The sequence below is a fragment of the Limnobacter sp. MED105 genome (assembly GCF_000170915.1).
Taxonomy (GTDB): domain Bacteria; phylum Pseudomonadota; class Gammaproteobacteria; order Burkholderiales; family Burkholderiaceae_B; genus Limnobacter.
In genome coordinates this window covers 61779-83345 of sequence record NZ_ABCT01000006.1, presented here as the reverse complement: position 1 = coordinate 83345, position 21567 = coordinate 61779, and the positions used below count along the sequence as shown (strand labels likewise).

The window sequence follows — 21567 nt, the reverse complement described above, 5'->3', positions numbered from 1 at the left end:
CATGAAAGTATCCATCGTGGCCGCTGTGGCCGAAAACGGTATTATTGGCATCAACAATAGTCTGCCGTGGCACTTGCCCGAAGACCTCGCTTTTTTCAAGCAAACCACCTTGGGCTGCCCTGTATTGATGGGGCGAAAAACCTACGAGTCCATCAACCGCCCGCTACCTGGTCGCTTGAATGTGGTGTTATCGAGCAACTCAGACTGGAAACCCGCCCCAGGCAAAGACGGTACGCCGCGCAGTGTAATTACCCACCCCGCGGCATTACCCGAGGGCAGTGCCACTCAAATTGCAACAGCCACGAACCTGCCCGACGCCTTGAATTGGCTTTCCAGCTTTGAGCAGGTATTTTTGATTGGTGGAAGCAATTTGTATGAGCAGGCTCTGGCTCAGGGTCTGGTCGACGAACTGATCCTGACTGAGATTCATCAAAGCTTCGAAGGCGACGCCAGCTTTCCACAATGGGATCGCCAACAATTCAGGGAAGTTGATCGAATTACCAATACCGCCACCCCGGAACGCGCATGGGGCTTTGATTTTGTAAAATACGCAAAAGTAAACAGTTAATCCGCGAAGAATTAAACCCAGGAATTAAGCCCATAAGGGGTTAGAAGGAGTAGAAAAATGGCACGTACAGTGAACTGCATCAAATTGGGCAAAGAGGCAGAAGGTTTGGACTTTCCTCCCGCACCTGGTGAGTTGGGCAAGAAAATTTTTGAGAATGTATCCAAACAAGCCTGGCAAGACTGGTTGAAACACCAAACCATGCTGGTGAACGAAAACCGTTTAAGTCTGGCCGACGCCCGCGCACGCAAGTACCTGATGGAGCAAATGGAGAAACACTTCTTTGGTGATGGTGCCGAACAAGCTGCAGGTTACGTACCACCAAGTAACTAAGCAACCACTCTGCAAAAGCACGGCAAGTGCGACAAAAAAGCCCCTTCACACAGGGGCTTTTTTTATTGCCTCAGTCGTTGCATACTGAAGCCGTCAACCGGAGTTTTCAGCATGACCAGCTTCCAAGACAGCGTGCTGTTTCGTTACTTTTTCTTCCACTGGCTGTTTCGCGATGCCAGTGTAAAAGAGTTGTATCAACGATCTGCAGCAATTGCCCACAACAAAGCCAACAGACACCACTTGTTGGCTTATCTACGCCGCTGGATCGCATTAACCCTCTTGATGTACTTCGCGGGGATCATGCTTGAGCAATTCAATACCCCAGCTTGCGTATTTTTCTACACGATCGCAGCCTTGTGCACCTGCACTATTGCAAAAATTACGGTGGCTTGGATTTTCTTGGGCAAACACCAGATTTAGCTTAGAAAATACGCAGAAAAAAGCCCGCAACACCTTGAGTGAAACGGGCTTTTTTATCTAGAGATACTTACGATCAGTTACCTGAGGCTTCCTGAGCAACTGCTTCCGGGCCTTGGTGACGAACATCACGACCTTTCACCATGTAAACCACGTGTTCAGACATGTTCTTGGAATGATCACCAATCCGCTCAATTGCTTTTGCGATGAACAAAATTTCGATCGAACGGGAAATGGTGCGTGGATCTTCCATCATGAAAGTGATCAACTGACGCAAAATCGCCTTGAATTCGTCGTCAACCTCGATGTCGGCTTTCACCACTTCCGCTGCCGAAACCGCGTTTACGCGGGCGTATGAATCCAGAACCTTGCGCAACATGGCGATTGCATTGCTCGCAATGCGATGCAAATCAACCTTGGGTACGAAATGCTTGCCGGCATCCGCGATCATCATGCCCATGCGAGCCACTTTTTCGGCTTCATCACCAATGCGCTCCAGATCGCGAATCATTTTAATGGCCACGATGACTGAACGCAGATCAACAGCCGCTGGCTGGCGACGAGCCAAGATGTGGTTGCACAGTTCATCGATCTCAAGTTCGATGTCGTTGACTTCTTTTTCACGACGAATCACTTCTTTGAAAATTTGGGTATCGGCAGCACCCAAACCCTCGATGGCTGACACGATCTGATTCTCCACCAGGCCACCCATCTGTAGAACGCGGGTGCGCAGCGACTCCAGTTCGGCATCGTACTGTTTGGAGGTGTGTTCAGTCATTTGTCTTCCTTAACCGGATAATTGTTGTAACAATGCAATGTGGCACAGGCACATGACAGGAATTTGTCAAACCAAGCCACATCTTCACTTTATTCTGCCATGTTCTACACAATTATTCAGGCCTTCGTCCCGCCTGTATGCGGGATTAAAGGGTTTTTATGCCGTCTGCTGTTGCGATTAGCACCACATCTGCCTTTCGAATCGCAAAAAGCCCGTTGGTAACCACGCCTGGCCAGTGATTAATCTCTTTTTCCATGGCAACCGGGTCGGTAATTTTCAAACCTGCCACGTCCAGAATTACGTTGCCATTGTCGGTGATGAAACCTTCACGCACTTTGACTTGCCCACCCAGCGCAGTCAATTTGCGGGCAATCGCGTTACTCGCCATGGGCAACACTTCAACCGGCAAAGGAAAGGCCCCCAAAACTTGTACCAGTTTGGACTGGTCAGCAATGCACACAAACTTGTCTGAAATATCAGCCACAATTTTCTCTCGGGTGTTGGCACCGCCACCACCTTTGATCAAGCAATTGGCCGGGTCTACTTCATCGGCGCCATCCACGTAAATCGACAGGCTTTCTACATCGTTCATGTCAACAATGGGCACACCGATTTCACGCAGCTTTTTCTCGGAGCGTACCGAAGAAGACACAGCCCCCTTGAGTTGAAGGCCCGACTCGGCCAAGGCATCAATGAAACAATCCACCGTGGAACCCGTGCCCACGCCCAGTACTGTGCCAGGTTGAACATAGGTCAGTGCGGCCTTGGCCACCATTTTCTTGAGTGTTAAAGCATCCATGAAGGGTTTGATATTCCTGAGAAATTTTGAATGAGCTGGCGTGTAAACCGTATTTTAAAGGCAGAACTGGCGCGCAAATGGAAAAAACCAACTGCATGCAGTTGGTTTTTCCGGGCTTTGCAGCAAAAGTGAAGTGCTTACTTCTTTTTCTGGGCAGGCAGATCGGTGCATACACCCTTATACACCTCGGCGGCCATGCCCACACTTTCACACAAGGTGGGATGTGGGTGAATGGTTTTACCAATGTCCACTGCATCGGCACCCATTTCAACGGCCAGGCACACTTCACCAATCAAATCGCCAGCATTCATGCCCACAATGCCACCACCCACAACACGTTTGGTTTCCTCATCAAACAGCAGTTTGGTGAAACCATCGTCCGCGTTGTTAGCAATGGCACGGCCGGACGCAGCCCATGGAAACACAGCCTTGCCCACTTTAATGCCTTGGTCTTTGGCCTGGTCTTCAGTCAAACCAACCCAAGCCACCTCAGGGTGGGTGTAGGCCACGCTGGGAATAACTCGCGCATCAAAAAACGCTTTTTCATCGGCTGCTGCTTCAGCAGCGACATGGGCTTCATGCACTGCCTTGTGCGCCAGCATGGGTTGCCCCACTACATCGCCGATGGCGAAAATATTGGGCACATTGGTGCGCATTTGCTTGTCTACAGGAATGAAGCCGCGGTCAGTGACTGCCACACCCGCATTCTCGGCAGCAATTTTTTTGCCATTGGGCGTACGACCCACCGACACCAACACCATGTCGTAAAGCTGGGGCTCTTTCGGGGCCTGTTCGCCTTCGAAAGTCACCAAAATGCCTTTTTTCGTGGCTTCTACACCCACTGTTTTGGTTTTCAACAGGATGTTGTCAAACCGGGGTGCGTTGCGCTTTTGCCAAACTTTCACCAAGTCGCGGTCTGCGCCTTGCATCAAGCCATCCAGCATTTCAACCACATCCAGGCGGGCACCCAAGGCTGAATACACCGTGGCCATTTCAAGGCCGATAATACCGCCGCCAATGATTAACATCCGCTTGGGAATGAAGGGCAATTCCAGCGCGCCGGTGGAATCTACAATGCGCGGATCTTCTGGAACAAAGGGCAAATGCACCGGCTGCGAACCAGCAGCAATAATGGCCTTGTTGAACTGGATAACCTGCTTGCTGCCATCGGCCGCTACCACTTCAAGGTGATTGGCGCTTAAAAAGCTGCCCACACCCTGAACGGTTTTAACCTTACGGCCTTTGGCCATACCGGCCAAACCGCCAGTCAATTTACCAACCACGCCCGCTTTGTGCGCGCGCAATTTGTCCAGATCAATTTTGGGTTTTGCAAAGGCAATGCCATGTTCGCCCATGTGCTGCGCCTCTTCCAACACCTGTGCGGTGTGCAGCAATGCTTTGGAAGGAATGCAACCCACGTTCAAACACACGCCGCCCAAGGTGCTGTAGCGCTCAACCAGAATGGTATTCATGCCAAGGTCAGCGCTGCGAAAAGCCGCTGAATAACCACCGGGGCCAGCACCCAACACCAACACATCGCAAGTGTGATCAACTTGACCGTTGTAACTGCTGGCGGGGCCCGCAGCAGCGACTGCTGTAGTGGCTGCTTCAGTGGCGGCTTCAGTGTCGACTTGAGTGGCTGCTGGTGCTGAAGTGGCAGGCTTGTTTTCAGCAGCTACGGGAGCAGTTGAAGAAGCACTACCGCCGCTGATTTCACAAATCTCGCTGCCCTTGAACACCTTGTCGCCCACTTTCACGAGTAGCTTGGTGACCACGCCATCGTCAGAAGCCGGAATTTCCATGCTGGCCTTGTCAGACTCCACTGTGATCAAAGATTGCTCCTTGCTCACCTTGTCGCCAACGTTAACCAACACTTCAATAATTTCTACAGAATCAAAATCACCAATATCAGGAACGATCAGTTTCATGTGTTCACCCCCTTACAGCAGCACTTTGCGCATGTCGGCCAACACGCCGGCAAGCTCTGTGGTGAATCGGGCAGCCATGGCACCGTCGATCACTCGATGGTCATAACTCAGGCTAAGCGGCAGCATCAGGCGTGGCTCGAATTCCTTGCCATTCCACACCGGCTTCATGGCTGATTTGGACAGGCCCATAATTGCAACTTCAGGCGCATTGATAATGGGTGTGAACAGGGTTCCACCCACGCCACCAAGCGACGACACGGTAAACGTGGCGCCCTGCATGTCGGCGCCTTTCAGCTTGCCATCACGAGCCTGCGCAGACAATTCGCCCAATTCATTGGCAATTTGTGCGAAGCCTTTCTGGTCTACACCCTTAATGACTGGCACAACCAATCCATTCGGTGTGTCGGCGGCAAAACCAATGTTCCAGTACTTTTTGAGTATTAATTTGTCGCCGGCTTCGTTCAGCGAAGCATTGAAGGCCGGGTACTTTTTCAACACGGCCACACAGGCCTTCATCACGAAGGCCAGCATGGTCAACTTCACGCCCTGCTTGGCCAGCGCGGCGTTGGTGTCTTTGCGGAATTGTTCAAGGTCAGTGATGTCTGCCTCGTCGAACTGCGTGACGTGCGGGATCATGACCCAGTTACGATGCAAATTCGGGCCAGACAATTTCTTGATGCGTGAAAGTTCCTGCTCTTCAATTTCACCAAACTTGGTGAAATCTACTTTTGGCCATGGCAACAAATCGAGGCCAACACCGCTGCCATCTTTGCTTGCACCAGCAGACGCAGAACCCACACCAGCCACAGCGGCTTTCACGAAGTTTCGTACGTCGTCGGGCGTGATACGACTTTCGGACCAGTGCCTTGCACGGTGGTCAAATTCACACCCAACTCGCGTGCGAACTTGCGCACGGAGGGGCTTGCATGCGGCGCATTCACGGATGCGGCTGTCGGGTTGTGTGGTTCGGCAGGCGTGGGGGCTACGGTGGCAGCCGGCGCAGGGGCAGCCGCCTTCGGTGCTTCTGCCTTGGGTGCCTCTACTTTGGGTGCATCGGCTTTTGGTGCTTCTTCTACCTTGGGTGGTGCCACAGCAGCGCCACCTTCAGCGGGTTCCAGAATCAGCATCAAGGTGCCTTCTTTCACCTTGTCGCCAATTTTTACTTTCATTTCCTTGACCACACCAGCTTGCGGGCATGGAATTTCCATACTGGCTTTGTCAGATTCAACGGTGATAATGGATTGCTCCGCCACCACGGTGTCGCCTGCCTTCACCAGCACTTCAATAATTTCCACCCCGTCAAAATCGCCGATGTCGGGTACTTTGATTTCGATTGTCATGTCGATCGTCCTTTTATGCGTAGGCTGGGTTGGGCTTGTTGGGGTTGATGCCGTATTTCTTGATTGCTTCACCCACGGTACTTAGTGGAATGTCGCCCTGATCGGCCAAGGCCTTCAGTGCTGCAACGGTTACGAAATGACGGTTCACCTCAAAATGCTCACGCAACTTGGAGCGGAAATCGGAACGACCAAAACCATCGGTGCCCAACACTTTGTATTCGCGGCCCTTGGGCATGAAAGGACGAATTTGGTCAGCAAACAGCTTCATGTAGTCGGTTGAAGCCACAATCGGACCTTCGGTTTTTGCCAGCGCTTTTTCAACATAGCTTTGCTTGGACTTCTGCTCAGGGTGCAGCATGTTTTCACGCTCCACATCCAGACCTTCACGGCGCAGTTCTGTGAAGCTGGTGACTGACCACACATCGGCTGCAACGCCCCAGTCTTTCTCAAGCAACTCCGCTGCTTCCAGTGATTCACGCAGAATGGTGCCAGAACCCAGCAGTTGAACACGCTTTTTGCCAGCCTTCTTCAAGGTGGATTCGCGGCACACATACATGCCTTTCAAAATGCCTTCTTCGGTACCCTTCTTCAGGCCAGGCTGAGCGTAGTTCTCGTTCATCACGGTGAGGTAATAGAACACGTTCTCCTGGTCTTCCACCATGCGCTTCAAGCCGTGCTGAATAATCACAGCCAACTCATGGGCAAAGGTTGGGTCGTAGCTGACACAGTTTGGAATGGTCGAGGACAAAATATGGCTGTGACCATCTTCGTGCTGCAAACCTTCGCCGTTCAATGTAGTACGGCCAGCAGTGCCGCCCAACAAGAAACCTCGAGCCTGCATATCGCCAGCTGCCCAGGCCAGATCGCCCACGCGCTGGAAACCGAACATGGAGTAGTAAATGTAGAACGGAATCATCACGCGGTTGTTCGTGGAATAGGACGTGGCCGCCGCAATCCAAGAACTGAATGCACCCGCTTCGTTAATGCCCTCTTCCAAAATTTGGCCGGCTTTGTCTTCTCGGTAGTACATCACCTGGTCTTTGTCGACTGGTTCGTACAACTGACCTTGTGAGGAATAAATACCCAACTGGCGGAACATGCCTTCCATCCCGAATGTACGTGCTTCATCGGGAACAATCGGCACAATGCGTTGACCAATTTCCTTGTCACGCACCAGTGCGGTTAGCACTCGCACGAAGGCTTGGGTCGTTGAAATTTCACGGCCTTCCTTGGTGGGCTCCAGTACGGCTTCGAATGCATCCAGGCCGGGCACTTTCAGTTTTTCATCGGCCTCGCGGCGGCGCTTGGGCAGATAACCGCCCAAGGCTTGACGACGCTCGTGCAGGTATTTAATTTCCGGCGCGTCATCGGCTGGCTTGTAGAAAGGCACATCTTCGATGATGTCGTCTGAGACTGGAATGTTGAAGCGATCACGGAATTCCTTGATGGACTGAATGTCCAGCTTCTTTTGCTGGTGGGTGGTGTTCTTGCCCTGACCAACCTTGCCCATGCCAAAGCCTTTCACGGTTTTCGCCAGAATTACAGTTGGTTGGCCTTCATGCTTCATGGCGGCATCGTAAGCAGCATGCACTTTGTGTGGGTCGTGGCCGCCACGGTTCAAACGCCAGATGTCTTCATCGGTCATGCGGGCAACCATTTCCAGCAACTTGGGGTGTTTGCCAAAGAAATTCTTGCGCACGTAAGCGCCATCGTTGGCTTTGCAGTTCTGGTATTCGCCGTCGACCATTTCCAGCATCACCTTGCGCATCAGGCCGTCTTTGTCGCGGGCGAGCAATTCATCCCAGTAGCCGCCCCAGATCACCTTCAACACATTCCAGCCGGAACCACGGAATTCACCTTCCAGTTCCTGAATGATTTTGCCGTTGCCACGTACAGGGCCGTCCAGACGCTGCAAGTTACAGTTCACTACGAAAACCAGGTTGTCGAGCTTTTCGCGCGCGGCCATACCGATCGCGCCCAGTGATTCGGGCTCGTCCATTTCACCGTCGCCGCAGAATACCCAGACTTTGCGCTTGGATGTGTCGCAAATGCCACGGGCATGGAGATACTTTAAGAAGCGAGCCTGATAAATGCCCATCAACGGGCCAAGACCCATGGACACGGTCGGGAACTGCCAGAAATCGGGCATCAACTTGGGATGTGGGTAGCTGGACAAGCCTTTGCCATCGACTTCCTGACGGAAATTATCCAACTGTTCTTCGGTCAGGCGACCTTCCAGAAAAGCGCGTGCGTAAATTCCGGGAGACACATGGCCCTGAAGGTAAAGCAAATCGCCGCCGTGGCTTTCATCTTCGGCATGCCAAAAATGGTTGAAACCAACACCCAACATGGTCGCCAGTGAGGCGAATGACGCAATGTGACCACCCAGGTCACCGCCATCGGGCGGGCTTTTCTTGTTGGCGCGCACCACCATGGCCATCGCATTCCAGCGCATCCAGCTGCGCAGGCGTTCCTCGTACTCCATATTGCCGGGGCAGCGGGTTTCGAGATGAACGGGAATGGTGTTGACGTATTCGGTATTGGCCGAAAACGGAATAAACGCGCCACTCAGGCGCGCTTTAGAAATCAGTTGTTCAAGCAAGTAATGCGCGCGCTCCGGGCCTTCACGTTCAAGCACGGCCTCCAGGGCATCCAGCCATTCTTGGGTTTCTTGAAAATCGGGATCGTCCGATCCGGGCAAATTGAGTTGCGCTGACATTGCTTCCTCCTTGGGTCTCTGGGTTCTTTTGCAGAAGTACGAGCTTTTGGCTGTATTTCCTGTTGATATTAGAGTATCACACCTAATTCAGAAAGTTTCAAATTATGATTTGTGTTTTCACATAGTGGAATTTATTAGGATTTTCCCGAATCACCCTGAATCCAGTCCACCCACTGGGCTGCTTGTTTTGTACACTTCAGTCATCTTCTGGATTCCGAGACCTATTCGACCGTGCGCCTCAGCGATCAACCCCGTACAAGCCCATTGGTTTGGGCCACCCCGCTGGTGGGCATCATTCTGTTTTTGCTCGCTATGGGTGCGTTTTTCTACACCCTGCATTCCGAGGATCAGAACCAAACGCAACTGCGGGTCATTCGTGACGTGGAGCTGGCCCGCCAAACCATCCGTACCCGCTTACTGGCCTCGCAAGAACGACTGAATCAGATTGCTAGAGGATTTGAGCAAAACAAAAGTGACGTGGAAGGTTTCCGATTCTCGGCACAGGCTCTATTAAATGAGTTTCAGGAAGTCAGCAGCGTGCTGATTATTGACGAGGAAAGACGAGTGACCAACCTGGCGCTGCCGAGCTTGCGTTCATCCGAAGTCCTTCATCCTTTGTATCAAACGATCGAAGATGCCGAGAGTTATTGGGCTTTCAACACAGCCCGGGAAACCAGACTGCCTGTTTTTTCGAGACCTTTTCTTGACCCGTCCGGCAAGGTGTTTATCGAGGTTCACAGCCCCATATTCAACAAAGGTGATTTCATTGGTACGGTGGCGGCAACCATTCCTTTGGGTTCTTTGCTGAATGATGCTGTACCCGACTCATTTGTTCAGCTCTACTTGGTCAGCATCGTCGACGGTGGAGGCAACCCGGTAGCCTCCAATGTCAGCAGGTCAATCGACAATGCGAAGTTAAGCCATGAAGTTCCGCTAGACCCACCCGGCCACGGTTTGAAACTGCGCGCTGTACTCTATAAAACGAACACCGAGTTGTTTTCCAACATGCTGGCATGGGCGGTTTTTGGACTTTCTCTGGTGATTGTGTGGAGTTTTATTTTGCTGTTTCGACATGCAAAACTTCGAAGCCAGGCCGAGAAACGTTTGCTGGCCGAAACCAAGTTTCGACGGGCCATGGAAGACTCGGTGGTCACGGGTATGCGGGCCATTGACATGCAGGGCCGTATTACCTACGTGAACCCGGCTTTTTGCAAAATGACTGGGTACAAGGAATCCGAGCTGGTGGGTATGGCCCCCCCATTTCCTTATTGGCCCGACCGTTCCTACGAAGTACAACAAACCAATCTGGATTTGATTTTGTCGGGCAATGCCCCGCAAAAAGGTATCGAGGTACAGGTGCGCAGACGAGATGGCAGTGTGTTCGACGCACGCATGTACGTGTCGCCATTGGTTGACAGCGACGGCCAGCAAAGCGGCTGGATGACTTCTATGACCGACATTACCGAGCCGCGCCGCATTCGTGACGAATTGGCAGCTGCCCACCGACGCTTCGTTCGCATTCTTGAAGAACTGGACGCCGCCGTGTGCGTTCAGGGCCCAGAAGCCCGGCCTGACGAGTATATTTTCGTGAACAGGTTGCACCGCGAGTGGTTTGGCAAGGCGACGCCACCACGCATGTCAAAGAATCGCCGCAACAGGGTCAATCTCTACGAGCCGTTCGAGTGGCTTAATCCTGTTTCGCAGCGTTGGTACGAGGTACGGCGTCGATCGATTTCATGGGTAGATGGTGCAACGGTGGTGATGCAAGTGGCCACCGACATTTCCTCGCGCAAGGAAGCCGAGGACATGTCCCGCCAACAACAGGAGAAGCTGCAGTTCACCTCGCGCTTGATCACACTGGGAGAACTGGCTTCCTCGTTGGCGCATGAAATCAATCAGCCACTTGCTGCTATTTCCAATTACAACATGGGTAGCGTAACCCGGCTTAAAGCCGGCAAAGTAAGCCCCGAAGATCTGCTTCCCGTGCTTGAAAAGGTGAATGTGCAGGCCCAGCGCGCCGGTGATGTGATTCGGCGAATTCGGGAATTCGTGAAACAGCAGGAGCCAAAACGCGGCCCCTGCCCCATCGGTAAAATTATTGAAGATGCCATCAGCTTTTCTCGCCTGGAGGCCAAGCACCAATCGGCGCGAATTGAAATGAACCTGCCAGATGCACTGATGTCGGTGGTGGCCGACCCGGTGCTGATTGAGCAAGTGCTGATGAACCTGATCAAGAATGGCCTTGAAGCCATGGGACACCTGCCCCCTGAGCAAAAATTGATCGAGATTCAGGTGGGGCAGTCCGCCCAGTTCGCACTGATTGAGGTTCGGGATCATGGCGTGGGGGTGCCTGAGGAAATTCGGCAACGGCTATTTGAGTCGTTTTTCACCACCAAATCCGATGGAATGGGCATGGGCCTGAACATCTGTCGTACTATTATTGAGTATCATCAAGGCCAATTGTGGGTAGAACCCGCGCAAGGCCAAGGCAGTGTATTCAAGTTCACGCTGCCACTGGCCGAAGACTCGGTGCTTGCGCACGTCAACCCACCTGTTATGGAATAAAGCCAATGCTCCACACTCAACCACGCTCCACAGAAATGCAAGAAACCGTGTTCATCGTGGACGACGACGAGGCAGTTCGCGACTCGCTGCAATGGCTTATTGAAACCGAAGGTTATCAGGTAAAAACCTACGAAGACCCCGAGTTGTTTCTTGAACAGTTAGTGTGGCCGCAGCCCTGTGTGCTGTTGCTCGACATTCGCATGCCCAAACTTTCTGGCCTTGAAGTTCAAAAAACGCTGAACGAGCGAGGCATTCCAATTCCCATTGTGTTTATCACCGGCCACGGCGACGTAACACTGGCGGTTGAAACCATGAAAAACGGTGCTGTTGATTTTCTGGAAAAACCGTTTGATGAAGGCAAAATCAAAGACCTGATTCACCAGCATATGCGCCACGCCCACGAACTTGCCCAAACCGCCAAGCTTGATGAACAGATCAACAAGCTGTACTCCAAATTGACCACGCGCGAATTGCAGGTACTGGAGCGAATTGTGTCGGGTCGCCTGAACAAACAAATTGCAGATGACCTGAACATCAGCATTAAAACCGTGGAAGCACACCGCGCGAATATCATGGACAAGCTGCAGGTAACCACTGTGGCAGATTTGTTGAAAATTGCCCTGCGCAAATCACCGGAACTGGCACAGCCCTGAATACCCCAAACAAGGCCCGCTCAACACCGGGCCTTGTTCAATTGAACCATTTCAAATTTTCAAACTCATTCAATCATGTCTGCACAATTAATTAGCGGCACCGAACTGGCCGCCTCAATTCGAGAAACAATTGCAAAACGCGCTACCGAATTGACCGAATTGGGTCATCAGCCCGGTCTGGCCGTGGTTTTGGTTGGGGAAGACCCGGCCTCCCAGGTTTATGTGCGCAACAAGGTATCGGCCTGTGAGAAAGCAGGCTTCAAATCGGTCATGCACCGCATGCCGGAGAACACAAGCCAGGACGCACTGGTGGGCCTGGTCGAACAACTGAATTCTGACCCCAGCATTCACGGCATTTTGGTGCAATTGCCCCTGCCCAAGCACCTCGATTCGCATGTAGTCATTGAATCGATCAGCGCTGAAAAAGATGTGGATGGCTTTCATATTAGCAACGCTGGCTTGTTGATGACGGGCAAACCCCTGTTTCGTCCCTGCACGCCCTATGGCGTCATGAAAATGCTTGAGTTGACCGGCATCGAGCTGCGCGGTGCAGAAGCCGTGGTGATCGGGGCCAGCAATATTGTGGGCAAGCCGCAAGCCATGTTGTTGCTGCAACAAGGTGCCACGGTGACTTTGTGCAACAGTAAAACAAAAGACCTGAAATCACATTGTCAGCGTGCAGACGTACTTGTAGTTGCGGTAGGTCGTCCCAATATGATCACTGGAGATATGATCAAACCCGGTGCTGTGGTGATCGACGTGGGCATCAACCGCCTACCCGATGGCAAGCTGTGTGGCGATGTTGATTTTGATTCAGCCAAAGAAGTGGCTGGCTGGATTACACCAGTGCCCGGTGGTGTTGGCCCCATGACCATCACCATGCTGTTGCAAAATACGATTGAAGCAGTAGAACGCAGCCTTTAAGCGCAGCCTTTAAGAATTTTTTAGCAGGACCCCATGAGCATGAAAATGGACACCAACAATCCCTTACTCGACTTTTCCGGACTACCCCGTTTTTCGGATATCAAAACTGAGCACGTGGAGCCCGCCATTGATACGTTGCTCGCCGCTGCAGAAAAGCAGCTGGAAATGACCGCCAGCACTGCGCCAGACCTTGCCACTTGGGAAGAAACCCTGTTGCCGCTCGACATTGCCTGTGAACAACTAAGCCGCGCCTGGGGTGTGGTTGGGCACTTGCATTCGGTGGCTGACACTGAAGAACTGCGTGCAGCCTACAATGCGTGTTTGCCCAAGACCACCGAGTTCTGGACCATGGTTGGTCAGGATGAGCGCCTGTACGCCATTTACAAAGCCATTGAACAAAGCGATGCGGCCAAACAATTCACGCCTGTACGCCTCAAAGTGCTGGCCAATTCCATTCGTGGTTTCAAGCTGGGTGGTGCTGAACTGCCAGCAGATAAAAAACCGCGTTATGCAGAAATTCAGGACAGACAAGCCGCGATTACTGCGAAGTTTTCCGAGAATGTGCTGGATGCCACCAATGCCTTTGAGTTAATCGTGACCGACAAAGCTGATTTGGCAGGCATTCCAGAATATGCGGTGCAAGCGGCCGAGGAACTTGCAAAATCGGAAGGCAAAGAAGGCTACAAATTTACTTTGCAGTTCCCTTCTTATTTTCCAGTGTTGCAATATGCCGAGAAGCGTGAATTGCGCGAAACGCTCTACGAAGCCTACGCCAAACGCGCCTCAGAATTTGGGCCAGCAGAACTGGACAATTCAGCCTTGATTCGCGAGCTGCTACAACTTCGCCAGGAAGAAGCCCAAATGTTGGGCTACAAAAACTTTGGGGAACTTAGCCTGGTGCCCAAAATGGCCAACACACCCGCTGAAGTCGTGAACTTCCTTCGTGAATTGGCAGTGAAAGCGAAACCATTCGCGCTGCGCGACCTGGAAGAGATCAAAGCGTTCGCTAAAACCGAGCTGGGCATGGACGATCTGCAAAGCTGGGACATGAGCTACGCCTCAGAAAAACTGAAGGAAAAGAAGTATGCCTTCAGTGATCTGGAAGTACGTCAATACTTTCAGGAAGACCGCGTGCTGGACGGCCTGTTCAAACTGACAGAAAAGTTGTTCAGCGTTCAAATCGTGAAAGCCCAAGCCGACACCTGGCACCCGGACGTGCGCTTCTTTGAAGTGCAAAAAGAAGGCAAAGCCATTGCACACTTTTACCTCGACCCCTATGCACGAGCCAGCAAACGTTCAGGCGCGTGGATGGACGACGCTCGCGGTCGCAAACGCACCGAGCAAGGCGTTCAAACACCTGTGGCCTATCTCACTTGCAACTACACCAAACCGGCTGCTGGCAAAGCTGCGCAGTTGTCGCACGACGATGTACAAACGCTGTTCCATGAATTCGGGCACGGCATTCACCACATGTTGACCCGGGTGGACGAACTGGATGTGGCAGGTATCAATGGTGTGGAATGGGATGCAGTGGAACTACCCTCGCAGTTCATGGAAAACTTTGCCTGGGAATGGAGTGTGGTTGAATCGCTGACCGCACACGAAACTACAGGCGAACCCATGCCCAAAGCCCTGTTTGACAAAATGGTGGCTGCCAAGAACTTTCAGAGCGGCTTGCAAACCCTTCGTCAAATCGAGTTTTCACTGTTCGACATGTTGGTGCACACTGAGTTTGACCCACACGGTGAAGCGAACATTCTTGAGCTGCTGGCCCAAGTACGCAAAGAGGTGGCTGTGCTGGTTCCACCAGCCTACAACCGCTTTCCGAACTCGTTCAGCCATATTTTCGCGGGCGGCTATGCTGCAGGCTACTACAGCTACAAATGGGCTGAAGTGTTGTCTGCGGATGCCTTTGCCATGTTCGAAGAAAATGGTGTGGTCAGCCCGGAAACCGGCAAAAAGTTTCTGGAGGAAATTTTGTCCGTGGGTGGCAGCCGCCCTGCCGCTGAATCGTTCAAGGCTTTCCGTGGCCGCGAGCCCAGCATCGACGCACTGCTGCGCCACACTGGCATGGTCGACAACAGGCAGGCCGCGTAATGACAGACAGCGCAGCAAATATTCAACTGGCCACCTGGAATGTGAATTCGCTCAAGGTGCGCCTGCCGCACCTGTTGCAATGGCTTGAGGGCAACCCGGTAGATCTACTGGGCCTGCAAGAACTGAAATTGACTGACGAGAATTTTCCGCTGACCGAACTTGAAGCCGCGGGATACGGCGCCGTGTATGCTGGCCAGAAAACATACAACGGCGTGGCCATTCTGTACAAGAAAGCCACGATGCCTGAGCCTGTCGATGTGCAGGTCAACCTGCCCAGCTTTCCAGATGAGCAGAAACGGGTGATTGCTGCCACCTTTGGCGATTTACGTTTTATCAGCGCCTACGTGGTGAACGGCTCTGAAGTGGGGTCGGACAAGTTCGAATACAAAAAGGCGTGGCTCGATGCCTTGCTGAAAGACTGCGACGCATGGCTGGCTCAATACCCAAAACTGGCGTTGGTGGGCGACTACAACATTGCCCCCGATGACCGGGATGTCCACGACCCCAAAGCCTGGGCAGGCCAGGTGCTGTGCTCGGATGACGAACGAGGCCGATTCAACACCTTACTGGACATGGGTTTGGTCGACAGCTTCCGTTTGTTCGAACAGCCTGAAAAAACCTTTTCGTGGTGGGACTACCGCATGTTGGGTTTTCAGAAAAACAAAGGTCTGAGAATTGACCATGTTTTGTTGTCAAAACCTTTGGCTGAACGCTGTACTGCCAGCGTAATCGACCGTGCACCCCGCAAATGGGAAAAACCATCTGACCACGCCCCCGCCGTGGCAACTCTCTCTCGATAGATATCAGTCCATCCCCCTTAAAAAGGGGGAACACCTCGGTAAAACAGGCGATTTACCCCTCTAATTAGGCAATTAGTAAGGGGTAGGCAGTGCGATGATCGATGCTGTTCATAACCTTCCCAATCGCTTCGCACCATGAACCTAAAGACTCTGCCCCTTTCCAAACAGATCAGCTTTACCAGCGCCGCCTTGGTGGCCTTGATTGTATTGAGCCTGGTCGGCATTACGGCTGCGTATACCTTCAATGCAGCCACAGCCCGAACCGAACGCGCCGTATCAACACAGGCCGAAGGTTTGAGACAAACCATGGACATCGCCTACAAGCTCTCTGAAAGCTCTGTGACCCAGCTTGCAGAGTTGTTTGAAGTTGAGTTCAACGGCGAGTTGCTGGTTGATCCAGAGCAGCCTATTTCCATTACGCCTGAAATTGACGGGCCTATGGTGACTCTGGATTCGACTTTCATTACCGGCAACTATGGTGTGGTGGACAATTTCACAAAAATGACAGGCGGTATTGCCACGGTGTTTGTTCGCACAGGTGACGACTACCTGAGAATTTCAACCAGCCTGAAAAAAGAAAATGGTGACCGCGCAGTGGGCACCAAGTTGGACCGAAGCCATCCCAGCTACGCCAAAGTGATCAAAGGCGAAACTTATGTGGGTGAAGCCCTGCTGTTTGGCAAACGTTACATGTCGAAGTACCTGCCGATCAAAAGCACCGACGGTCAACACGATTTGGTGCTTTATATTGGCTTTGACATGACCAACCTGTTCGCCGACGTTCAAAATGCGGTGTTGAGCACACGCATTGGTGAAACCGGCATTCCTTACGTGCTGTACACCACAGGTGCCAATGCGGGCAAAGTGATGATTCACTCACAGTTCAAAGGTGATGAATTCAAAGAACTGGCGACCAAAGAATCAGATTTGCAAGGCTTGCTCGACAAAATCACCAAAGAAGACAGCGGCATTACCCAAATTAGCTGGAATGATCCGAAATCAGGTGAAAACCGCACAGAATTTGTTGCCTTCACCAAAGTACCCCAGTGGGGCGGCGCGGCGATTGTTGCACCAGCACTCACCTCCGAGATGTTCAGCACAATTTACGCGATGTCGGGCATGATGGTGATCATGGGTCTGATTGCCTCTGTGGTCATTGCGCTTGCCTTGTTCTGGGTTACAAGCCGCCTGACAAGCTCGACCAAGGTACTTACGGCCCTAGCTTTGAAACTGGGCAATGGCGACATGACGGCACGTGCCGGTGATGAAGTGACCAATGGCAGCGTAGCGACCAAAAACGAAATCAGTTTGTTGGCCCGCAGCATGAACCGCATGGCTGAAAGCATGGAACAAGCCTTGGGTGCAGTAAAACGCAGCACGGACCAGGTTCAAGAGGCATCGGAAGATCTTGTTCAAACCAGCGAAGAACTCAGCAAAGGTGCAGCCTCGGGTAGCGATGCTGCGTCAGGCATGGCGGCCGCAGTTGAAGAAATGTCTTCGTCAATCTCCAGCGTGGGCGAATCAGCCACCGAAGCCAAAGACGTAAGCAACAAAGCGCGCCAGTTGGCAGACGATGGCTTGGGTGCGATCAATTCCGCCACGCAACAAATGCACAAAATCTCCGAGAATGTTCAAGGGACGGCCAGCGTCATTCAACAGTTGGGCGAACAATCCAGGGAAATTTCAGAGATTGCCCTGATCATCAAAGGCATCGCCGAACAAACCAACTTGCTGGCCTTGAACGCCGCCATTGAGGCTGCACGCGCAGGCGAACAGGGGCGTGGTTTCTCGGTGGTGGCCGATGAAGTGCGCAAACTGGCTGAACGAACCCGTAAGTCGACAGATGACATTCACGGCATGATCGAAGCCATTCAAAACAGCTCTGGCGTGGCTGTGAACAACATGGACATGGCCGTCGAAAGCGTGAAAAAGGGTGTTGAACTGGTAGACCGCGCAGGTCAAGCCATGAACCAGATCACGGCCGACTCCTCGGCTGTAGCCCACTCGGTTGAAAACATTCACGCCGCGCTGCTTGAACAAAATCAGGCTTCGGAAAGCATTGGACAACAGGTCGAAGTGGTAGCCCAGTTGTCGGAAGGCAACCTGGACATGGCACGCCGCGCAGCCAATGCAGTCTCGGGTCTGAAAGGTGTGGCTACCGACCTGTCAAATATCCTGAAAAAGTTTCAAGTCAAGAACATGTAAGTTCAACGCCACTTGCAACAACAAAAAAGCCTCTGCATGCAGAGGCTTTTTTTATGAACGTTGGCGATTCTCAATCAATGTCTTTGACATCAATATTCAAATCCTGAATTTTCCGGGTAATGGTATTGCGCCCTATTCCCAAACGCTGGGCCGCCTCAATCCGCTTGCCATGCGTGGCTTTCAAAGCCGCTTGAATCATGGTGGTTTCAAACTTCGCGGTCAATGCATCCATGACATCGGGCTGACCGCTTTCCAGTGCTTTCTCGGCTTCAATAAACAACAGCTCCAACCAACTGGCACTACCCACTGGCACAGGCGGATTCACAAGTGTATCCACCGATGCTGTGTCGACAGGATACTTGCCAGCCGACATGCCCGAGTTCGGCTGCAAGGTAGGTGTGCCAGTTGCGGGCAATACAGGATTACTCTCGGCAAGCCAAAGATTGGGGCTTGGGGAGTTGGCTGACATTTTCTCCAATGCGGTGGCCCCACCGTTCTGGAAGGCTTTCAATTCCGGGGGCAAGTCACGCGCTTCCACCAACTGTGCAGGTGCCATTACCGTGATCCAGCGGCACACATTTTCCAACTGGCGAACGTTACCCGGGAAAGGAAATTCACTGATGATTCGAATGGCTGAGTCGGACAAACGTTTTGTTTCCGTGCCCAACTCCCGAGCCGACACATTGAGGAAATGTTTGGCAAGGATGGGAATGTCTTCTTGACGTTCACGCAGCGGTGGCAAGCGGAGACGAATCACATTCAAGCGGTGATACAAGTCTTCCCGGAACATGCCCTGCTTCACCCGCTCATCCAGGTTCTGGTGTGTGGCGGCGATCACCCGCACATTGGCCTTGATAGGCTGCTGCCCGCCAACACGATAAAAATGCCCGTCCGACAAAACCCTCAGCAAGCGGGTTTGCAACTCGGCTGGCATGTCGCCGATTTCGTCAAGAAACAGAGTGCCGCCCTCGGCCTGCTCGAACCGGCCTTGCCGTTGAGCCTGAGCGCCCGTAAAAGAGCCACGCTCATGCCCAAACAACTCTGATTCAAGCAGGTCTTTGGGAATGGCCGCGGTATTCAGTGCAATAAAAGGTTTTGAAGCACGCGGGCTGTGGCGGTGCAAAGCGCGGGCCACCAATTCTTTGCCTGCGCCACTCTCGCCGGTAATCAGCACCGTGACATTGGACTGAGACAAACGACCAATCGCGCGAAACACCTCCTGCATGGCAGGCGCTTGCCCCAGAATTTCAGGTGCACTTGAATCGGCTTCCTCAACAAACTCTTCAGTTTGAGATTCACGCACCGCGCGTAAAATCAGCTCAACCGCCTTTTCAATATCAAAAGGTTTGGGCAAGTACTCAAACGCCCCACCCTGAAAGGCAGATACCGCGCTGTCCAGATCAGAATACGCAGTCATGATGATGACTGGCAAATCGGGCTGCAACTCGCGCACCTTGGACAACAGGGTTAGCCCACTTTGCCCGGGCATTCGAATGTCCGAGACCAAAACTTGTGGCACCTCAGTTTCCAGTCGCTCCAGAACTTCGGCGGCTGACGAAAAAATTTCGCAAGGAATTCCTTCGCGGGAAATTGCTTTCTGCAAGACCCAACGAATGGAGTGGTCATCATCAACAACCCAAATTGGACGCATTAATTGTGGTTCCTTAAAACCGCTCAGCTGGTAGCGTGATCAAACTGCAGCGGCAATGTGACTTTAAAAAGTGTTCTTCCCGGTGTGGAGCTGCATTCAATAATGCCTTCGTGTTGTTGCACGAAAGTTTGAGCCAACGTCAAGCCCAAACCACTGCCACCCTCACGCCCCGAGACCAATGGGAAAAAAATTCTTTCCATAATCTCGGTGGGTATGCCGGGTCCGTTGTCGATCACTTGCAAGTCTAATGCCAGCCTGTGTTGTTTGCGGTTTAAGGTTACCCTACGCACCACTCTGGTGCATAGTGTTATTTGCGCGGTGCCTTCCGCGATTTGAGGTGCCAAAGCTTGTGCAGCATTGCGCACTATATTCAGGATTGCCTGAATAAGTTGCTCCAGATCCCCCAGGAACTCGGGGATCGAAATGTCGTAGTCTCGGATGAATTTCAGGCCCTTGGGGTGCTCAGCCAGAATGACCGAACGTACACGCTCGCACACCTCGTGAATGTTCATCATGGACACAATGTGTGGTTTTCTATGAGGGGCAAGCAGGCGATCAACCAAGGTTTGCAGACGATCGGATTCTTTAATCACCACCTGTGTGTATTCTTTCAGTTCAGGTGAAGGCAATTCAATTTCGAGTAACTGGGCTGCGCCACGAATGCCGCCGAGCGGATTCTTGATTTCATGCGCCAAGTTGCGAATCAGCTCTTTGTTGGCCAGTGACTGATCCATCATCCTGGCCTCACGGTCTACCTTCAACTGCTGCTCAATTTCACGCAGTTCAATGATGGTCACTCCGTTGGCACCATCGGGACAAGACAATGTGACGTGCACATGCTCGGAGGTGCCACTGGGTCGAATCAACTCGAACACCTGCCGCTTCACGCCGAAAGGATCGGCATGGGATTTGTTGAGAAATTCCCGAAACGCATTGGCCTCAACGAACAAAGCTGCCAGTGCCTGCCCGTCCAGACTGCGCCGGGAGACTTCCAGCAGGGTTTCGGCTGACAGGTTGGCGTACAACACCACACCTTCGAGATTACTTACCACCACCGCAGTGGCCAACAACTCCAGACCTTGAAACCGTTCTTTTTTCACTTCGTCCTCGTAGCGATACGACTGGTTTCAATATCTCTATTTTGACAGCCGGATCAATTCAGTTTTAAGTATTTCAATATTGTCATTGGTCACCATGATTTCTTGTTCCAATCGCGAAACCCGGTCCAAATATTTTTGATAATTTTTCTCACTGCCCAAACGATCAGGTTGACCTTTTTTGTATTCGTCTTGCAAAGACTTCAATTTGCTTTCTTCAATGCGCAATTCTTCTTGCAAAATTTTCATTCGATCATCTTTGGCATTGAAATCTGCGGCCGATCGATTGTCATAGGCCGCTGTGGCTCGTCGCCCTGACCCGCCAGCCGAGACTGGGTCAGAAATACCGCCACTCTTCGAGGCTGAGCGCGGAGCAGGTACCACAGTAATTGGATTCAGGTTCAAGGGAACACAACCATCACCACCGTCCGAGTTTTGATAAGTCCGCACGCCGTCTGCACCGGTACACACAAACATCTCGGTTCCTTTGGCGTACGCCTTGGGCACAACAAGTAGCCCTGACAACAAGACGATGAGTGGATATTGAATAAGGCTCGACTTCACCATGATTGCATCTCTAAAAAATTCCGGACGACTTTCATGATACTTGATCCCCTTGCGCAACCCCTCCCCACGGAAGGCGAGTGCTGATACCAGACGGGGTAGATCCTTTACAAATAACTGAAAATGAAAAAT

Annotated in this window: 16 protein-coding genes and 1 pseudogene; 9 read left to right on the top strand and 8 right to left on the bottom strand. The window is 52.2% G+C overall.

Annotated features, from left to right (window positions below):
* Position 1 precedes the first annotated feature (1 nt).
* From LMED105_RS07685 to LMED105_RS07675, 3 genes are all read left to right on the top strand, one after another.
* Complete coding sequence (locus LMED105_RS07685; protein ID WP_008249932.1) at positions 2-568, top strand: dihydrofolate reductase; 567 nt, start codon at positions 2-4, stop codon at positions 566-568.
* 57 nt (positions 569-625) lie between these two features.
* Complete coding sequence (locus LMED105_RS07680) at positions 626-898, top strand: oxidative damage protection protein (RefSeq protein ID WP_008249931.1); 273 nt, start codon at positions 626-628, stop codon at positions 896-898.
* Between the two features lie 111 nt (positions 899-1009).
* Entirely contained in the window at positions 1010-1318 is a 309-nt protein-coding gene (locus tag LMED105_RS07675; RefSeq protein WP_008249929.1) for a hypothetical protein, read from the top strand.
* A gap of 73 nt (positions 1319-1391) precedes the next feature.
* On the opposite strand, the gene phoU is transcribed toward LMED105_RS07675, so the two are convergent.
* The 5 genes and pseudogenes from phoU to aceE form a co-directional block, all read right to left on the bottom strand.
* Positions 1392-2093, bottom strand: coding sequence for a phosphate signaling complex protein PhoU (phoU, locus tag LMED105_RS07670; protein WP_008249927.1), 702 nt, complete (start codon positions 2091-2093; stop codon positions 1392-1394).
* 145 nt (positions 2094-2238) lie between these two features.
* Positions 2239-2892: a ribose-5-phosphate isomerase RpiA gene (gene rpiA / locus LMED105_RS07665; protein ID WP_008249925.1), complete on the bottom strand. Its 654-nt coding sequence runs from the start codon at positions 2890-2892 to the stop codon at positions 2239-2241.
* Between the two features lie 137 nt (positions 2893-3029).
* Positions 3030-4820, bottom strand: a complete 1791-nt coding sequence (lpdA, locus tag LMED105_RS07660; RefSeq protein ID WP_008249922.1) for a dihydrolipoyl dehydrogenase — start codon at positions 4818-4820, stop codon at positions 3030-3032.
* 12 nt (positions 4821-4832) lie between these two features.
* Positions 4833-6160: pseudogene (gene aceF, locus LMED105_RS16645) on the bottom strand (dihydrolipoyllysine-residue acetyltransferase).
* A gap of 13 nt (positions 6161-6173) precedes the next feature.
* Positions 6174-8879 (bottom strand): pyruvate dehydrogenase (acetyl-transferring), homodimeric type, encoded by a 2706-nt coding sequence (aceE, locus tag LMED105_RS07650; RefSeq protein WP_008249916.1) that lies wholly within the window; start codon positions 8877-8879, stop codon positions 6174-6176.
* A gap of 231 nt (positions 8880-9110) precedes the next feature.
* On the opposite strand from aceE, the gene LMED105_RS07645 reads away from it, so the two are divergent.
* The 6 genes from LMED105_RS07645 (at position 9111) to LMED105_RS07620 (ending at position 18123) form a co-directional block, all read left to right on the top strand.
* On the top strand, positions 9111-11444 hold the full coding sequence (locus LMED105_RS07645) for a PAS domain-containing sensor histidine kinase (RefSeq protein ID WP_008249914.1): 2334 nt from the start codon (positions 9111-9113) through the stop codon (positions 11442-11444).
* Between the two features lie 5 nt (positions 11445-11449).
* The gene (locus tag LMED105_RS07640; RefSeq protein ID WP_050771185.1) at positions 11450-12097 is read left to right on the top strand and encodes a response regulator transcription factor; all 648 of its coding nucleotides are present in this window, start codon (positions 11450-11452) and stop codon (positions 12095-12097) included.
* 75 nt (positions 12098-12172) lie between these two features.
* Positions 12173-13021: a bifunctional methylenetetrahydrofolate dehydrogenase/methenyltetrahydrofolate cyclohydrolase FolD gene (gene folD, locus LMED105_RS07635; protein ID WP_008249910.1), complete on the top strand. Its 849-nt coding sequence runs from the start codon at positions 12173-12175 to the stop codon at positions 13019-13021.
* A gap of 33 nt (positions 13022-13054) precedes the next feature.
* Complete coding sequence (locus LMED105_RS07630) at positions 13055-15118, top strand: M3 family metallopeptidase (RefSeq protein ID WP_008249909.1); 2064 nt, start codon at positions 13055-13057, stop codon at positions 15116-15118.
* Complete coding sequence (gene xth, locus LMED105_RS07625) at positions 15118-15918, top strand: exodeoxyribonuclease III (RefSeq protein ID WP_008249908.1); 801 nt, start codon at positions 15118-15120, stop codon at positions 15916-15918. Before LMED105_RS07630 ends, xth begins: the two co-directional genes overlap by 1 nt.
* Positions 15919-16053: 135 nt before the next feature.
* Entirely contained in the window at positions 16054-18123 is a 2070-nt protein-coding gene (locus LMED105_RS07620) for a methyl-accepting chemotaxis protein (RefSeq protein WP_008249907.1), read from the top strand.
* A 70-nt stretch (positions 18124-18193) separates the two neighbouring features.
* On the opposite strand, the gene ntrC is transcribed toward LMED105_RS07620, so the two are convergent.
* Genes ntrC through LMED105_RS07605 form a run of 3 tightly spaced genes read right to left on the bottom strand, consistent with a single transcriptional unit; the run spans position 18194 to position 21438 of the window.
* Positions 18194-19774, bottom strand: a complete 1581-nt coding sequence (gene ntrC / locus LMED105_RS07615; RefSeq protein ID WP_008249906.1) for a nitrogen regulation protein NR(I) — start codon at positions 19772-19774, stop codon at positions 18194-18196.
* 23 nt (positions 19775-19797) lie between these two features.
* Positions 19798-20874: a nitrogen regulation protein NR(II) gene (gene glnL / locus LMED105_RS07610; RefSeq protein ID WP_008249905.1), complete on the bottom strand. Its 1077-nt coding sequence runs from the start codon at positions 20872-20874 to the stop codon at positions 19798-19800.
* A 36-nt stretch (positions 20875-20910) separates the two neighbouring features.
* Positions 20911-21438, bottom strand: coding sequence for a hypothetical protein (locus LMED105_RS07605; RefSeq protein WP_008249904.1), 528 nt, complete (start codon positions 21436-21438; stop codon positions 20911-20913).
* Between the last annotated feature and the right edge of the window lie 129 nt (positions 21439-21567).

Bases quoted from the DNA above. Each gene is read 5' to 3' on its own strand.
- LMED105_RS07675 (WP_008249929.1), top strand. From the start codon at position 1,010: ATGACCAGCTTCCAAGACAGCGTGCTGTTTCGTTACTTTTTCTTCCAC.
- xth (WP_008249908.1), top strand. From the start codon at position 15,118: ATGACAGACAGCGCAGCAAATATTCAACTGGCCACCTGGAATGTGAAT.
- phoU (WP_008249927.1), bottom strand. From the start codon at position 2,093: ATGACTGAACACACCTCCAAACAGTACGATGCCGAACTGGAGTCGCTG.
- LMED105_RS07685 (WP_008249932.1), top strand. From the start codon at position 2: ATGAAAGTATCCATCGTGGCCGCTGTGGCCGAAAACGGTATTATTGGC.
- LMED105_RS07680 (WP_008249931.1), top strand. From the start codon at position 626: ATGGCACGTACAGTGAACTGCATCAAATTGGGCAAAGAGGCAGAAGGT.
- lpdA (WP_008249922.1), bottom strand. From the start codon at position 4,820: ATGAAACTGATCGTTCCTGATATTGGTGATTTTGATTCTGTAGAAATT.
- aceE (WP_008249916.1), bottom strand. From the start codon at position 8,879: ATGTCAGCGCAACTCAATTTGCCCGGATCGGACGATCCCGATTTTCAA.
- rpiA (WP_008249925.1), bottom strand. From the start codon at position 2,892: ATGGATGCTTTAACACTCAAGAAAATGGTGGCCAAGGCCGCACTGACC.
- LMED105_RS07640 (WP_050771185.1), top strand. From the start codon at position 11,450: ATGCTCCACACTCAACCACGCTCCACAGAAATGCAAGAAACCGTGTTC.
- LMED105_RS07620 (WP_008249907.1), top strand. From the start codon at position 16,054: ATGAACCTAAAGACTCTGCCCCTTTCCAAACAGATCAGCTTTACCAGC.
- folD (WP_008249910.1), top strand. From the start codon at position 12,173: ATGTCTGCACAATTAATTAGCGGCACCGAACTGGCCGCCTCAATTCGA.
- LMED105_RS07630 (WP_008249909.1), top strand. From the start codon at position 13,055: ATGAGCATGAAAATGGACACCAACAATCCCTTACTCGACTTTTCCGGA.
- ntrC (WP_008249906.1), bottom strand. From the start codon at position 19,774: ATGCGTCCAATTTGGGTTGTTGATGATGACCACTCCATTCGTTGGGTC.
- LMED105_RS07605 (WP_008249904.1), bottom strand. From the start codon at position 21,438: ATGGTGAAGTCGAGCCTTATTCAATATCCACTCATCGTCTTGTTGTCA.